At 69.4% G+C, this 12858-nt stretch carries 12 protein-coding genes; 2 read left to right on the plus strand and 10 right to left on the minus strand.

Annotated elements, in window-relative coordinates; translation table 11 throughout:
* Nucleotides 1–19: 19 nt before the first annotated feature.
* The 5 genes from JJ685_RS00565 to JJ685_RS00585 all read right to left on the minus strand — a co-directional run bounded on the left by JJ685_RS00565 (nucleotide 20) and on the right by JJ685_RS00585 (nucleotide 4799).
* The gene (locus JJ685_RS00565; protein ID WP_201672229.1) at nucleotides 20–1120 is read right to left on the minus strand and encodes a sulfate/molybdate ABC transporter ATP-binding protein; all 1101 of its coding nucleotides are present in this window, start codon (nucleotides 1118–1120) and stop codon (nucleotides 20–22) included.
* Entirely contained in the window at nucleotides 1117–2016 is a 900-nt protein-coding gene (gene cysW / locus JJ685_RS00570) for a sulfate ABC transporter permease subunit CysW (RefSeq protein ID WP_201672230.1), read from the minus strand. The genes JJ685_RS00565 and cysW overlap by 4 nt, the downstream gene beginning before the upstream one ends.
* A 1-nt stretch (nucleotide 2017) precedes the next feature.
* Nucleotides 2018–2902 carry a sulfate ABC transporter permease subunit CysT gene (gene cysT / locus JJ685_RS00575; protein WP_201672231.1) on the minus strand — a complete coding sequence of 295 codons (885 nt, stop codon included), beginning with the start codon at nucleotides 2900–2902 and terminating at the stop codon, nucleotides 2018–2020.
* Between the two features lie 6 nt (nucleotides 2903–2908).
* Nucleotides 2909–3907 (minus strand): sulfate ABC transporter substrate-binding protein, encoded by a 999-nt coding sequence (locus JJ685_RS00580; RefSeq protein ID WP_201672232.1) that lies wholly within the window; start codon nucleotides 3905–3907, stop codon nucleotides 2909–2911.
* Nucleotides 3908–4043: 136 nt separating this feature from the next.
* Nucleotides 4044–4799, minus strand: a complete 756-nt coding sequence (locus JJ685_RS00585) for an IclR family transcriptional regulator domain-containing protein (protein WP_201672233.1) — start codon at nucleotides 4797–4799, stop codon at nucleotides 4044–4046.
* A 113-nt stretch (nucleotides 4800–4912) separates the two neighbouring features.
* Between JJ685_RS00585 and pobA the strand changes: the two genes are divergently transcribed.
* Nucleotides 4913–6088 (plus strand): 4-hydroxybenzoate 3-monooxygenase, encoded by a 1176-nt coding sequence (pobA, locus tag JJ685_RS00590; RefSeq protein ID WP_201672234.1) that lies wholly within the window; start codon nucleotides 4913–4915, stop codon nucleotides 6086–6088.
* Between the two features lie 185 nt (nucleotides 6089–6273).
* Here pobA and JJ685_RS00595 read toward each other — a convergent pair whose 3' ends face one another.
* Complete coding sequence (locus JJ685_RS00595; RefSeq protein WP_201672235.1) at nucleotides 6274–7248, minus strand: tripartite tricarboxylate transporter substrate-binding protein; 975 nt, start codon at nucleotides 7246–7248, stop codon at nucleotides 6274–6276.
* 110 nt (nucleotides 7249–7358) lie between these two features.
* Here JJ685_RS00595 and JJ685_RS00600 point away from each other — a divergent pair, with 110 nt between their 5' ends.
* Nucleotides 7359–8252, plus strand: coding sequence for a CoA transferase (locus tag JJ685_RS00600; RefSeq protein ID WP_201672236.1), 894 nt, complete (start codon nucleotides 7359–7361; stop codon nucleotides 8250–8252).
* A gap of 59 nt (nucleotides 8253–8311) precedes the next feature.
* Here the strand turns inward: JJ685_RS00600 and JJ685_RS00605 are convergent, their stop codons facing one another.
* The 4 genes from JJ685_RS00605 to JJ685_RS00620 form a co-directional block, all read right to left on the minus strand.
* Nucleotides 8312–10531: a YgiQ family radical SAM protein gene (locus JJ685_RS00605; RefSeq protein ID WP_201672237.1), complete on the minus strand. Its 2220-nt coding sequence runs from the start codon at nucleotides 10529–10531 to the stop codon at nucleotides 8312–8314.
* A gap of 75 nt (nucleotides 10532–10606) precedes the next feature.
* A complete protein-coding gene (locus JJ685_RS00610) occupies nucleotides 10607–10801 on the minus strand; it encodes a hypothetical protein (protein WP_201672238.1) in 195 nt (64 codons plus the stop codon).
* Nucleotides 10798–12390, minus strand: coding sequence for an FAD-dependent monooxygenase (locus JJ685_RS00615; RefSeq protein WP_201672239.1), 1593 nt, complete (start codon nucleotides 12388–12390; stop codon nucleotides 10798–10800). Before JJ685_RS00615 ends, JJ685_RS00610 begins: the two co-directional genes overlap by 4 nt.
* Nucleotides 12391–12396: 6 nt before the next feature.
* The gene (locus tag JJ685_RS00620) at nucleotides 12397–12783 is read right to left on the minus strand and encodes a CHRD domain-containing protein (protein WP_236598641.1); all 387 of its coding nucleotides are present in this window, start codon (nucleotides 12781–12783) and stop codon (nucleotides 12397–12399) included.
* Nucleotides 12784–12858: the final 75 nt, after the last annotated feature.

Raw genomic sequence — 12858 nt, forward strand, 5'->3', positions numbered from 1 at the left:
AGCCCTCCATGCGGGGGGGCTAGATGCCCGCGCCGCTCTCCACGAATATGCGGGCCTTGCGCGGCGTCACCACCAGCGTTTCGCCCTCCTTCAACCCCATCGCCCGGAACTGTTCCGCCGGGATCTGCGCCTCGATGATGGGGTCGGACTGTGAATTGTCCCCCGATTTGGTCCCCTCGACCGGCAGAAGTTCCAGCCGGGCGATCGGCCCGACGACGATCGCCCGCGCCAGCTTCGCCGGAATGCCGGCGGCGCCGGGGGTGAAGCGCTGCACCTCCAGGTCGTGCGGCCTAACGTAAGCCGCGGCCCGGGCGTTCTGCGCCTCGGCGTGCTCGGGCGAGGCGATCTGCAGGCCCTGGATGTCGACCTCGCCCTCGTGGGCGCGGCCGTGGAACAGGTTCACGTCGCCCAGGAAGCCGTAGACGAAGGGGCTGGCCGGGTGGTCCCAGACCTCCTGCGGCGAGCCCACCTGCTCGATGTTGCCGGCGTTCATCAGCACCACGCGGTCGGCCACTTCCAGCGCCTCCTCCTGGTCGTGCGTGACGAAGATGGAGGTGACGTGCAGGTCGTCGTGCAGGCGGCGCAGCCAGCGGCGCAGTTCCTTGCGCACCTTGGCGTCCAGGGCCCCGAAGGGCTCGTCCAGCAGCAGCACCTTGGGCTCCACCGCCAGCGCGCGCGCCAGCGCGATGCGCTGCCGCTGGCCCCCGGAGAGCTGCGAGGGGAAGCGGTCGGCCAGCCAGTCCAGTTGCACCAGGTTCAGCAGGTCGTGGACCTTCTTCCTGATCTCGGCCTCGGCGGGGCGCTGGCCGCGGGGCTTCACGCGCAGGCCGAAGGCCACGTTCTCGAACACGGTCATGTGCCGGAACAGTGCGTAGTGCTGGAACACGAAGCCGACCTGGCGCTCGCGCACGTGCACCTCGGTCGTGTCCTCGCCGGCGAACAGGATGCTGCCGGCGTCGGCGGTCTCGAGGCCGGCGATGATGCGCAGCAGCGTGGTCTTGCCGCAGCCGGAGGGCCCCAGCAGGGCGACCAGTTCGCCGGAATCGATGTGCAGCGAGACGTCCTTGAGCGCCCGGAAGTCGCCGAAGTTCTTGCTGACGTTGCGGATTTCTATGCTCATGCTGTCGTCCCTCCGAGCGCCATCGGGCGCTCCGGCGGCATTTCGGCGGCCGCCTTCATGTCGCGTTCCTGCTTCCACTCCGCCAGCGACTTGACGACCAGCGTCACCAGCGCCAGCAGGGCCAGCAGGGAGGCCACGGCGAAGGCCGCGACCGACTGGTACTCGTTGTAGAGGATCTCCACGTGCAGCGGCATGGTGTTGGTCTGGCCGCGGATGTGGCCGGACACCACGGACACGGCGCCGAATTCGCCCATGGCCCGCGCGTTGCACAGGATCACCCCGTAGATCAGGCCCCACTTGATGTTGGGCAGCGTCACGTACCGGAAGGTCTGCCAGCCGGAGGCGCCCAGCACGATGGCGGCCTGCTCCTCGTCGTTGCCCTGGGCCTGCATCAGCGGGATCAGCTCGCGCGCGATGAAGGGGAAGGTCACGAACACGGTGGCCAGCACGATGCCGGGCACGGCGAAGACGATCTTGATGTCGTGCGCGTCCAGCCAGGGGCCCAGCCAGCCCTGGGCGCCGAACACCAGCACGTAGATCAGGCCGGCCACGACGGGCGACACCGAGAACGGCAGGTCCACCAGGGTGGTCAGGAAGGCCTTGCCCCGGAACTCGTACTTGGCGATGGCCCAGGCGGCGGCGACGCCGAACACCAGGTTCAGGGGCACGGCGATGGCGGCCGTGATCAGCGTCAGGCGGATGGCGGCCCAGGCGTCGGGCTCCTTCAGCGCCTCGAGGTAGGCCCCCAGCCCCTTGCGCAGCGCCTCGGTGAAGACGGCCGCCAGCGGCAGCAGCAGGAACAGCAGCAGGAACAGCAGCGCGATGGCGATCAGCGTCCGGCGCACCCAGGGCGCCTCGGTGGTCGTGACGCGCTTCTTGGTCAGGTCGGTGGCCACGTCAGTGCCCCCCCGCCCTGCGCCGCTGCCAGGCCTGCAGCCCGTTGATCACGAGCAGCAGCAGGAAGGAGAAGAACAGCATCACCACGGCCACCGCCGTGGCGCCGCCGTAGTCGTACTGTTCCAGCTTGCCGATGATGATCAGCGGCGTGATCTCGGAGACCATCGGCATGTTGCCGGCGATGAAGATCACCGAGCCGTATTCGCCGATGGCGCGCGCGAAGGCCATGGCGAAGCCGGTCAGCAGCGCCGGGGCGATCGAGGGGAAGATCACCTTGGTGAAGGTCTGCAGCCGGGTCGCGCCCAGGCACATGGCGGCCTCTTCCAGCTCCTTCTCGGACTCCTCCAGCACCGGCTGCACCGTCCGCACCACGAAGGGCATGCCGATGAAGATCAGCGCGATCACCACGCCGTTCGGGTTGAAGGCGAGCTTGATCCCCATGGGCTCGAGGTACTGGCCGATCCAGCCGTTGCCGGCCAGCAGCGCGGTCAGCGAGATGCCCGCCACCGCGGTGGGCAGCGCGAAGGGCAGGTCCACCAGCGCATCGACGATGCGCTTGCCCGGGAACGAATAGCGCACCAGCACCCAGGCCACCAGCAGCCCGAACACCACGTTCACCAGCGCGGCGAGGAAGGAGGCGCCGAAGGTGAGCCGGTAGGACGCCAGCACCCGCGGCGAGCTGATCGCGGTCCAGAACTGGTCCCAGCTCAGGGTGAAGGTCTTGAGGACCAGCGCCGAGAGCGGGATGAGCACGATCAGGCAGAGGTAGAAAAGCGTGTACCCCAGGGTCAGGTTGAACCCGGGGAGCACCTTCCTGCCGCCGCCGCGGGATGGAGGTGGCGCCGCCGCCGTGCCGGGCAGCGGCGCCGCGATTGCGCCACTCATGGATGCTTACTTGGTCGCGTAGATTTTGTCGAACTGGCCGCCGTCGTTGAAGTGCACCTTCTGGGCTTCCGACAGCGAGCCGAACAGTTCCTGCACGGTGAACAGCTTGATGGCCTTGAACTTGGTGTGCTTCTTCAGCACGGCCTCGTTGGTCGGGCGCATGTAGTGCTTCGCCGCGATCTCCTGGCCCTCGTCCGAGTACAGGAAGTTCAGGTAGGCCTTGGCGAGTTCGCCGGTGCCCTTCTTGGCCACGGTGCGCTCGACAACCGCCACCGGGTTCTCGGCCACGATGCTGGTCGAGGGATAGACCGCGTCGACCTTGTTCTCGCCGAATTCCTTGTTGACGGACTCCACCTCGGATTCGAAGGTGATCAGCACGTCGCCGATCCCGCGCTGCAGGAAGGCGGTGGTGGCGTCGCGGCCGCCGCGCGCCAGCACCGGCACGTTCTTGTAAAGCTTTGCCACGAAGTCGGCCGCCTGGGCATCCGTGCCGCCCTTCTTCTTCACGTAGCCCCAGGCGGCCAGGTAGGCGTAGCGGCCGTTGCCGCCGGTCTTCGGGTTGACGACGACCACCTTGACGTCCGGCTTGAGCAGGTCGTCCCAGTCCTTGATGCCCTTGGGGTTGCCGTTGCGCACCAGGAACAGCATGGTGGAAGTGGTCGGCGCCGCGTTGTGCGGGAAGCGCTTCTGCCAGTCCTTGGCGACCACGCCCTTCTCGGCCAGGAATTCGATGTCGGTGGTGGTGTTCATGGTCACCACGTCGGCCTCCAGGCCGTCGGCCACCGCGCGTGCCTGCGCGCTGGAGCCGCCGTGGGCCTGCTCCACCTTCACGTCCTTGCCCGCGGTCTTCTTGTACCAGGGCACGAAGGCCGCGTTGATGTCCTTGTAGAACTCGCGCGCGACGTCGTACGACACGTTCAGCAGCGTCTGCTGCTGGGCGGAGGCCAGGCCGCTGGCGGCCAGAGCCACCGCGGCGAGGAGGATCTTGATCTTGGAGAGGGTCATGCGATGCAGGCGGGGACTCGCCCCGCATCCTTGTTGTGCCCCTTTTCGGGGCGTTGTCGGGATTGTGCGGAGAGCGCTTTAATGCTCCAACGAATATCTCGTTGTTTGTTTATTATCGTTCGCCTTTAAGTCCCCTTCACAGGAGCGGCCTCAGCTCGCGGGCGGCTTCCAGCAGCAAGGGCAGCAGGTCCCGCTGCAGCGCCCGCGGCTCCACCCGCTCGCGGGTGGTGACCACGTTCAGCGCCGCCACGGTGCGGCCGTCCATGTTGCGCAGCGGCACGGCCACCGCCTGCACCCCCAGCTCGTGCTCCTGGCTCGCGACGCAGTAGTCCTGCTGCCGCACCTGCTCGATCAGGGCGCGGAAGCCGCGGGCGTCGACGGTCGTGTGCCCGGTCAGCCGCGGCAGCTCGCGGCCCTTGAGCCAGGCGCTGAACTCCGCCCGGCCCTTGCCGGCCAGCAGCACGCGGCCGGTGGAGGTGGCGTGGGCGGGCAGCCGGGCGCCCAGGTGGAGCCCGTAGGCCTGCAGCGCCGAGCCGCTGCGCGCCACGATCACCACGTGATCGCCGTCCAGCACCACGGCGGAGAAGGATTCGCCCGTCGCGCCGGCCAGGCGATTGAGCGTCGGCTGCACCGCGCGCGGCAGCCGCGCCGAGGCCAGGTAGCTGCCGGAAAAGCGCAGCACCTTGGGCGCCAGCCAGAACCAGCTGCCGTCGGTTTCCAGGTAGCCCAGGTGGGCCAGGGTCAGCAGGTGCCGGCGCGCGGCGGCGCGGGTGAGTCCGGCGCGCTCGGCGGCCAGGGTGGCGTTGAGCCGCTGCCGCTGGGTGTCGAAGCTTTCCAGCACGGCCAGACCCTTGGCCATGCCGGCGATGTAGTCCGCGTGGGCGATCGTCATGATGGAGTGCGCGATGATCGCGCAGACCGCGCAATGATCGCACAACGCGTGCGCGCCACCCCTGTTCGCCGCCGCCGCCAGCCCTTACGCTGCGCTGACAGGAGACGAACACCATGCGAACCCAGGTAGCGATCATCGGCGCCGGCCCATCCGGCCTACTTCTCGGCCAGCTGCTGCACAAGGCCGGCATTTCCAACATCATCCTCGAGCGCCACAGCGGCGAGTACGTCCTGGGGCGCATCCGCGCCGGCGTGCTGGAACAGATCGCGGTGGACCTGATGGACGAATGCGGCGTCGGCGAGCGCATGCACAGGGAAGGCCTGGTGCACCGCGGCATCGAGCTGCTGTTCGCGGGCGAGCGGCACCGCATCGACTTCCCCGGCCTCACGGGCGGCAAGACGGTGATGGTGTACGGCCAGACCGAGGTCACGCGCGACCTGATGGCCGCGCGCGCGGCCGCCGGCCTGCCCACCGTCTACGACACCGGCGACAGCGTCAGCCTGCACGGCTTCGACGGCGGCAGCCCCGTGGTGCGCTATCGCAAGGACGGCCAGGAGCACGAGATCCAGTGCGACTTCATCGCCGGCTGCGACGGCTACCACGGCGTCAGCCGCGCCAGCGTGCCGCCAGGCGCGATCCGGGAATTCGAGAAGGTCTATCCCTTCGGCTGGCTGGGCCTGCTGGCGGACACGCCGCCCGTGTTCCACGAACTGATCTACGCCAACACCGACCGCGGCTTCGCGCTGTGCTCGATGCGCAGCGCCACCCGCAGCCGCTACTACCTGCAGGTGCCGCTGACCGACAAGGTGGAGCAGTGGTCCGACGACGCGTTCTGGAAGGAACTGCGGCTGCGCCTGGACCCGGAGGCGCGCGACCGGCTGGTGACCGGCACCTCGCTGGAGAAGAGCATCGCCCCCCTGCGCAGCTTCGTCGCCGAGCCGATGCGCTTCGGCCGCCTGTTCCTCGCCGGCGACGCCGCCCACATCGTGCCGCCGACGGGCGCGAAGGGCCTGAACCTGGCCGCGTCCGACGTGAAGTACCTCGCCAGCGGCCTCATCGAGCACTACCAGGAACGCAGCGGCGCCGGCCTGGACCACTATTCCGACCGCGCCCTGCGCCGGGTGTGGAAGGCGGAGCGCTTCTCCTGGTGGTTCACCTCGCTGATGCACAAGTTCCCGGACGAGGGCCCGATCGCGCAGAAGCTGCAGGAGGCGGAGCTCGATTACCTGGTGCATTCGCAGGCGGCGGCGACGGCGCTGGCGGAGAACTACGTGGGGCTGCCGCTGTAATACCGAAAACCAGAAAACGGACAACCGAACGCAGAGGGCGCAGAGGCTACGCAGAGGACGCAAAAGGATCCCGTTGAAGAAGAATATCCTTCGGGTTTCCTTCTGCGTCCTCTGCGCTTCCTCTGCGCCCTCTGCGTTCGGCTGTCTGGTTTCTGTCTGGCTCTGTCTGGTCTTCCTGCGCGGCGTCAGTCCGCGAACTTCCCGCCTGCCTTGATCACCGGCCCCCACTTGTTGATCTCCGACTGCAGCCACGCGTGCAGCGCCTCCGGCGTGTTGGTGGCATCGGGCACGATCTCGGCGCCGAGGTCGTCCATGCGCTTGATCACGTCGGGATCCTTCAGCGCGGTGCGCACGGCCTGGTTCATGCGGTCCACGATCGCCTTGGGCGTGCCCTTGGGCGCGTAGATGCCGTGCCACACCACGACCTCGAAGTCCTTCAGGCCCTGTTCCGCCAGCGTCGGCGTGCCGGGCAGCACCTTCACGCGGTTCCGGGTGGTCACGCCATAGAGCTTGACGTTGCCCGCCTTGATCTGCGGCACCGTCTGCGTGGTCTGGTCGCACAGCACGTCGACCTGTCCGCCCAGCAGCGCGTTCATCGCGGGCGCGGTGCCCTGGAACGGCACCTCGGTGAGCTGCACGCCGATGGCGCGCTGGAACATCATCCCGCACAGCTGCGACACCGCGCCCAGGCCCGCGTTCGCGAGGTTGATCTTGGCCTGGTTGGCCTTGATGTAGCTGACCATCTCCTGCAGGTTGTTGGCGGGGAAGTCCTTGCGCGCCAGCATCGTCATGGGCACTTCGACGGCCTGGCTGACGAACTCGAAGTCCTTCAGCGGGTCGTAACTGAGCTTGCGGTACAGGGCCGTGGACGTGGCCATGCCGTTGTGGTGGATGAAGAAGGTGTAGCCGTCCGGCGCCGCCTTCGCCACGTAGCTCGCCGCCACCGTGCCGCCCGCGCCCAGCTTGTTCTCCACCACCACCGTCTGGCCGAGCGTCCTGGTCATCGCCGCGCCCAGCGTGCGCGCGACCACGTCGGTGGGGCCGCCCGCCGCGAAGGGGACCACCAGCGTGACGGGCTTCGTGGGCCAGGTCCCCTGCGCCTGCGCGAGGACGACGGTGGAGAGGCCCAGCAACGTGACCAGGGTGCGCTTGAACTGCATCTTGTGATCTCCTGTGATTGGCTGGCCGGGTGCGTCCGGCGCCATCCGAGGGTAGCTGCAGCGCGGCAGGCGAGCATCGGGATGTACCCCCACTCTGCTAGCCTTGCGGCATGAGCCACCCCCACGCCCCGCTCCACGGCCTGCGCATCCTGAGCCTCGCACTTAACCTGCCCGGCCCCGCGGCGCTGATGCGGTGCCGCCGCCTCGGCGCCACCTGCACGAAGCTGGAGCCGCCGTCCGGCGATCCCATGGGGCAGTACAACCCGGACGCCTACGCGGAGCTGCACGAGGGAGTGAAGGTGCTGCACGCCGACCTGAAGACCGACGAGGGACGGCAGGTGCTGCAGCGCGAACTGGCCCGCACCGATGTCCTGCTCACGTCCTTCCGCCCGTCCGCGCTCGCGCGGCTGGGACTGGGTTGGAAGGAACTGCATTCGCACCATCCGGCCTTGAGCCAGGTCGCGATCGTCGGCGCGCCGGGGCCGCGCGCCGAGGAACCGGGGCACGACCTCACCTACCTCGCCGACAACGGATTGGTCCCCGGCCTCGAGCTGCCCGCCACGCTGTACGCCGACATGAGCGGATCGCTGCTGGCAACGGAGGCCGTGCTGCAGGCGGCGCTGCGCAAGCACGAACGCTACGCGGGCACCGGCGATCCGCATCCGGAAGGCCTGTACCTCGAAGTGGCGCTGTCGGACGCGGCGGCGTACCTGGCCCTGCCCCGCCGCTGGGGGCTCACGCAGCCGCGCGGATCGGTGGGCGGAGCGCACGCGGGCTACCGCGTGTATCCCTGCAAGGATGGCCGCGTGGCGGTGGCGGCGCTGGAGCCGCACTTCGCGGCGGCGCTGTGCGCGGCCGCGGGCGTGGAGCGCAGCGACATGCGCGCGATGCACGCACCGGCCACGCACGAGGCCATCGCGGCGTTCTTCGCGTCGCGCACGCGCAAGGAACTGGATCGGCTCGCGGGCGAGAAGGATCTGCCGCTGCACACGATGGCGGCGTGACGGGGAGCACCGGATCCGCGCCTGCGCGGAGATGACGAAAGGGGCGCGACGCCGCCGGCCTACTTCGCCTTGCGGGCGGGCTTGGCCGCGCCGGTGACGCGCGGCGGCAGGCCCGTGTGCTGCGTGAGGATACGGCCCTTCGCCGGCGCGGGCGCCGTCGAATTCTTGCGGCGCGGGCTGCAGTAGCTGCCGTCGGTGGCCGGCTGGAAGGTCGGGACCAGGTGGTGCTTGCCGTTGCCGATCAGGTCCGCGCGTCCCATGGCCTTCAGTGCCTCGCGCAGCAGCGGCCAGTTGTTCGGATCGTGGTAGCGCAGGAAGGCCTTGTGCAGGCGGCGGCGCCGCTCGCCGCGCACGATGTCGACGCCCTCGCTGTCGCGGGTCACCTTGCGCAGGGGGTTCTTGCCCGTGTGGTACATGGCCGTCGCGGTCGCCATCGGGCTCGGGTAGAAGGCCTGGACCTGGTCGGCGCGGAAGCCATTGCGCTTCAGCCACAGCGCCAGGTTCATCATGTCCTCGTCGCTCGTGCCCGGGTGCGCCGCGATGAAGTACGGGATCAGGTACTGCTCCTTGCCCGCCTCCGCCGAGTACCGCTCGAACATCTGCTTGAACTTGTCGTAGCTGCCGATGCCGGGCTTCATCATCTTCGACAGCGGCCCCGGCTCGGTGTGCTCCGGGGCGATCTTCAGGTAGCCGCCGACGTGATGCTGCACGAGCTCCTTCACGTATTCCGGCGACTGCACGGCCAGGTCGTAGCGCACGCCGGAGCCGATCAGGATCTTCTTGATGCCCTTGAGCGCGCGCGCCTTGCGGTAGATCTGCACCAGCGGGCCGTGGTCGGTGTGCAGGTTCTGGCAGATGCCCGGGAACACGCAGCTGGGCTTGCGGCAGGCCGCCTCGATCTCGGGGCTGCGGCAACCGAGCCGGTACATGTTGGCCGTGGGGCCGCCGAGGTCGGACACGACGCCCGTGAAGCCCTCGACCTTGTCGCGGATCTCCTCGATCTCGTGCAGGATCGATTCCTCGCTGCGGCTCTGGATGATGCGGCCCTCGTGCTCGGTGATCGAGCAGAAGGTGCAGCCGCCGAAGCAGCCGCGCATGATGTTCACGCTGAAGCGGATCATCTCCCAGGCCGGGATCTTCGCCTTGCCGTAGGAAGGGTGCGGCGCGCGCGCGTACGGCAGGTCGAACACGTGGTCCATCTCCGCCGTCGTCAGCGGGATCGGCGGGGCGTTGAGCCACACGTCGCGCTCGCCGTGCGCCTGCACCAGCGCGCGGGCGTTGCCCGGATTGGTCTCCAGGTGCAGCACGCGGTTGGCGTGGGCGTAGAGGACGGGATCCGACCGGACCGCTTCGTAGGAGGGCAGCCGGATGACGGTGCGCTCGCGATTGAGCCTCACGCGCGGATTCGGAACGAACTGCAGCGCCTGCGCCGCGCCGGCGTCGGCGCCCTCTTCCTTCGCGCAGGACTGTCCCTTGGCCTTCGCCTGGTCGGCGATGGTCATGTAGGGGCTGACGTGCTCCTCGACGCGGCCGGGCGTGTCGACGCTGGTCGAATCGATTTCCGACCAGCCCTCGGGCGTGGAGCGGCGCACGAAGGCGGTGCCGCGCACGTCCGTGATGTTCTCCACCGGCTCGCGCGCGGCGAGGCGGTGCGCCACTTCAACGATCGCGCGTTCGGCGTTGCCGTACAGCAGCAGGTCGCACTTGGAATCGAGCACGATGCTGTGACGCACCTTCTCCGACCAGTAGTCGAAGTGCGCGATGCGGCGCAGGCTTCCCTCGATGCCGCCGAGGACGATGGGCACGTCCTTGTACGCTTCGCGGCAGCGCTGGCTGTACACGATGGCGGCGCGGTCCGGCCGCTTGCCCGCCTCTTCGCCCGGCGTGTACGCGTCGTCGCTGCGCAGCTTCCGGTCCGCCGTGTAGCGGTTGATCATCGAGTCCATGTTCCCGGCCGTGACGGCCCAGAACAGGTTGGGCTTGCCGAGCGCCTTGAACGGATCCGCGCTGTGCCAGTCCGGCTGCGACAGGATGCCGACGCGGAAGCCCTGCCCCTCCAGCACGCGGCCGATCACCGCCATGCCGAAGCTCGGGTGGTCGATGTAGGCGTCGCCCGTGACCAGCACGATGTCGCAGCTGTCCCAGCCGAGCGCCTCCATCTCCTTCCGGCTCGTCGGCAGGAAAGGAGCCGGGCCGAAGCGATGTGCCCAGTACTTCCGGTAGCTGGTGATCGGCTTGGCGGCGCGCGCGAAAAAGGAAACGTCGACGGGGGCGTTCATGCGGGAGGGTTGGGGGGAACCCGACATTTTAGGCCGCCTTGCCCGACTGCCGCTCTTTGTGGGTATTGGGCTGGCTCAGCCGGCGCCCGGCTCGTCCAGCAGGCGCTGCCGCGCCCGCGCCACCAGCCCGAGAACCTCTTCGGGCCGCTCGCTGCGCGCGATGAGCCCCAGGGCGACCATGGCCAGCAGCAGTTCGCTCCGGTCCGGCCCGACCTCGCCCAGGGCCTGGGACAGCGCGGTGTAGCTGCGATCGAGATCGGCATCGTTCATGGCTGCAACCCCTTGGCCTGCAGGCAGGCCAGCACCGGCGCCGGATCCAGGCCGCGCCAGCGGCCCATCACGTAGCCGTCCGGCCGCACCAGCACCAGCCCGGTGGGCGCGAGGCCGCCGGGCAGTCCGTAGCGCAGCCGGGCCTGGCCGTGCACGTCCGCTTCCGATGCGATGTCCAGCACCGCGATCCCGTGCGAGGCCAGCTCCGCCAGCGCGCGCGGCAGCGACCCGGTGCCGAACACGAGGCAGGTGAAGTCGGTGCCGAAGCACTGCGACAGGTGGAAATCGCCCTGCGGCCCGCGCAGCAGAGCTTCCGGGGCGGGCTGGCCGGGGGCGGCCAGCCCGCTCGTCCAGGTGCCCTCTTCGGGTCCGTTGAGCGGCGAGCCCGCGTAGGCGACCGGTGCGCTCTGCCGCGGGTTGATCAGGGAGCGCACGGCCGGTTCGTCGAGCGCCAGCCGCAGCGTCGCCTCGCGCAGGAGGCGAAGGGCGAAATCGGGCGGGGCCATGAACTCGGTGCTCTTGGCGCCGTACGCGATGTTCTCGCGCGCGGCCTGCACGCGCTCGGTCGAATAGGAATCGAGCAGCGCCGGCGCGGCCCCGCCCTCCAGGACCAGGGCCAGCTTCCAGGCGAGGTTGCCGGCGTCCTCCAGCCCCGAGTTGAGCCCGCGCACGCCGAAGATCGGCACCAGGTGCGCGGCGTCGCCCGCGAACAGCACCCGCCCGTGCCGGTACGAGGGCAGCGTGAGGCACTTGGCGTTGTACATGGACGCCCACAGCAGCTGCCAGGGCTCGTCCTCGCCGATCATGCGCAGGTGGCTGGCGACGCGCGGCAGGATGTTCTCCGGCTTCAGCGCCTCCTGGCCGTCCTCGTCGTCGCGCAGCTGGTAGTCGATGCGCCAGACGTCGTCCGGCTGCCGGTGCATCAGCAGCGTGGAGCCGGGATTGGACGGCGGGTCGAACCAGGCCAGCCGCTCCACCGGCCGGCGCGACTTCTGCACGATGTCGACGATCACGTAGCGGCCCTCGTACTGCATGCCTTCGAGCTGCAGCCCCAGCTGTTCCCGCACCGTGCTGCGGCCGCCGTCGCAGGCCACGACGTAGCCGGCGCGCACGCGCCGGCGGCCGCCCGCGCCTTCGATCTCCACCAGCACCCCGCCCTCCTCGGGCTGCACCTCCACCACCCGGGTCGCCCAGGCGACTCGCGCCAGCTCCGGCGCACGCTGCAGGGCCTCGTGCACGAAGGCCTCGACGTGGTACTGCTGGATGTTGACCATGGGGGCGAAGCGCTGCAGCGGCTCGCTGGGCATCTCGAAATGCAGCACCTCGCGGTCGCGCCAGTAGCTGCGCCCGCCGGTCCAGGGCAGCGCCTTGGCCGCGAGCGCGGCGCCCGCCCCGGCCGTGCCCAGGATCTCCTGCGAACGGCGCGAGATGCAGATGGCGCGGCTGCCGCTGCAGTAGCCCTCGTCCGCCTCCACCACGAGGCTGGCCCCGCCGTGGCGCGCCAGCAGGGCTGCCAGCGTCAGGCCAACCGGCCCGCCGCCGGCCACCAGGACCGGGACTTCATCCGGCAGCGGCTGCGGGTCGGCCAAGGAACGTCAGCGCTTCCGCAGCTGACCGCGGATCTCGCCGCCCGGGTTGCGCGCCGTGTGGATGTTGACGTACCACTGCCCCGAGCTGAGCTGGTTCAACTGCTCCGGCGTCAGCTTCACTTCGCCGGTCACCGGCGAGGTGGCCACATTGGGGAAAGGAACGGCCACGCCTGCGTTGGCGCCCGGGGCGGCCGGCCCGTGGATGTGGCCCGCGGTCGCCGGGCCGCTGAGACCGGTGTAAGACACGCGGTAGTTCATGGTGCTGGTGTCACGGTTGACCGTGACCTCCGCCTGCCCCGAACCCGTGCTCGTGTTGGGCGGCACCTCCTGGGAGGGGCTCAGGGAGGCCTCGTAGCGGTCCGTGCTGCCGCCGCCGCCGGTCATGGACTTCATGGTGTCGCACCCGGCCAGTCCGAAGGCCAACAGGACCGCAGCGGTGCTACCGAGGAAAACGGCGCGAGAAATCAT

Origin of the sequence: Ramlibacter monticola (assembly GCF_016722785.1) — a bacterium.
Taxonomy (GTDB): domain Bacteria; phylum Pseudomonadota; class Gammaproteobacteria; order Burkholderiales; family Burkholderiaceae_C; genus Ramlibacter; species Ramlibacter monticola.

Coding starts and splice junctions, on each gene's coding strand:
- JJ685_RS00585 (WP_201672233.1), bottom strand. CDS start 4,799: ATGACGATCGCCCACGCGGACTACATCGCCGGCATGGCCAAGGGTCTG.
- JJ685_RS00580 (WP_201672232.1), bottom strand. CDS start 3,907: ATGACCCTCTCCAAGATCAAGATCCTCCTCGCCGCGGTGGCTCTGGCC.
- JJ685_RS00610 (WP_201672238.1), bottom strand. CDS start 10,801: ATGAACGATGCCGATCTCGATCGCAGCTACACCGCGCTGTCCCAGGCC.
- JJ685_RS00565 (WP_201672229.1), bottom strand. CDS start 1,120: ATGAGCATAGAAATCCGCAACGTCAGCAAGAACTTCGGCGACTTCCGG.
- JJ685_RS00605 (WP_201672237.1), bottom strand. CDS start 10,531: ATGAACGCCCCCGTCGACGTTTCCTTTTTCGCGCGCGCCGCCAAGCCG.
- JJ685_RS00620 (WP_236598641.1), bottom strand. CDS start 12,783: ATGAAGTCCATGACCGGCGGCGGCGGCAGCACGGACCGCTACGAGGCC.
- pobA (WP_201672234.1), top strand. CDS start 4,913: ATGCGAACCCAGGTAGCGATCATCGGCGCCGGCCCATCCGGCCTACTT.
- JJ685_RS00595 (WP_201672235.1), bottom strand. CDS start 7,248: ATGCAGTTCAAGCGCACCCTGGTCACGTTGCTGGGCCTCTCCACCGTC.
- JJ685_RS00600 (WP_201672236.1), top strand. CDS start 7,359: ATGAGCCACCCCCACGCCCCGCTCCACGGCCTGCGCATCCTGAGCCTC.
- cysT (WP_201672231.1), bottom strand. CDS start 2,902: ATGAGTGGCGCAATCGCGGCGCCGCTGCCCGGCACGGCGGCGGCGCCA.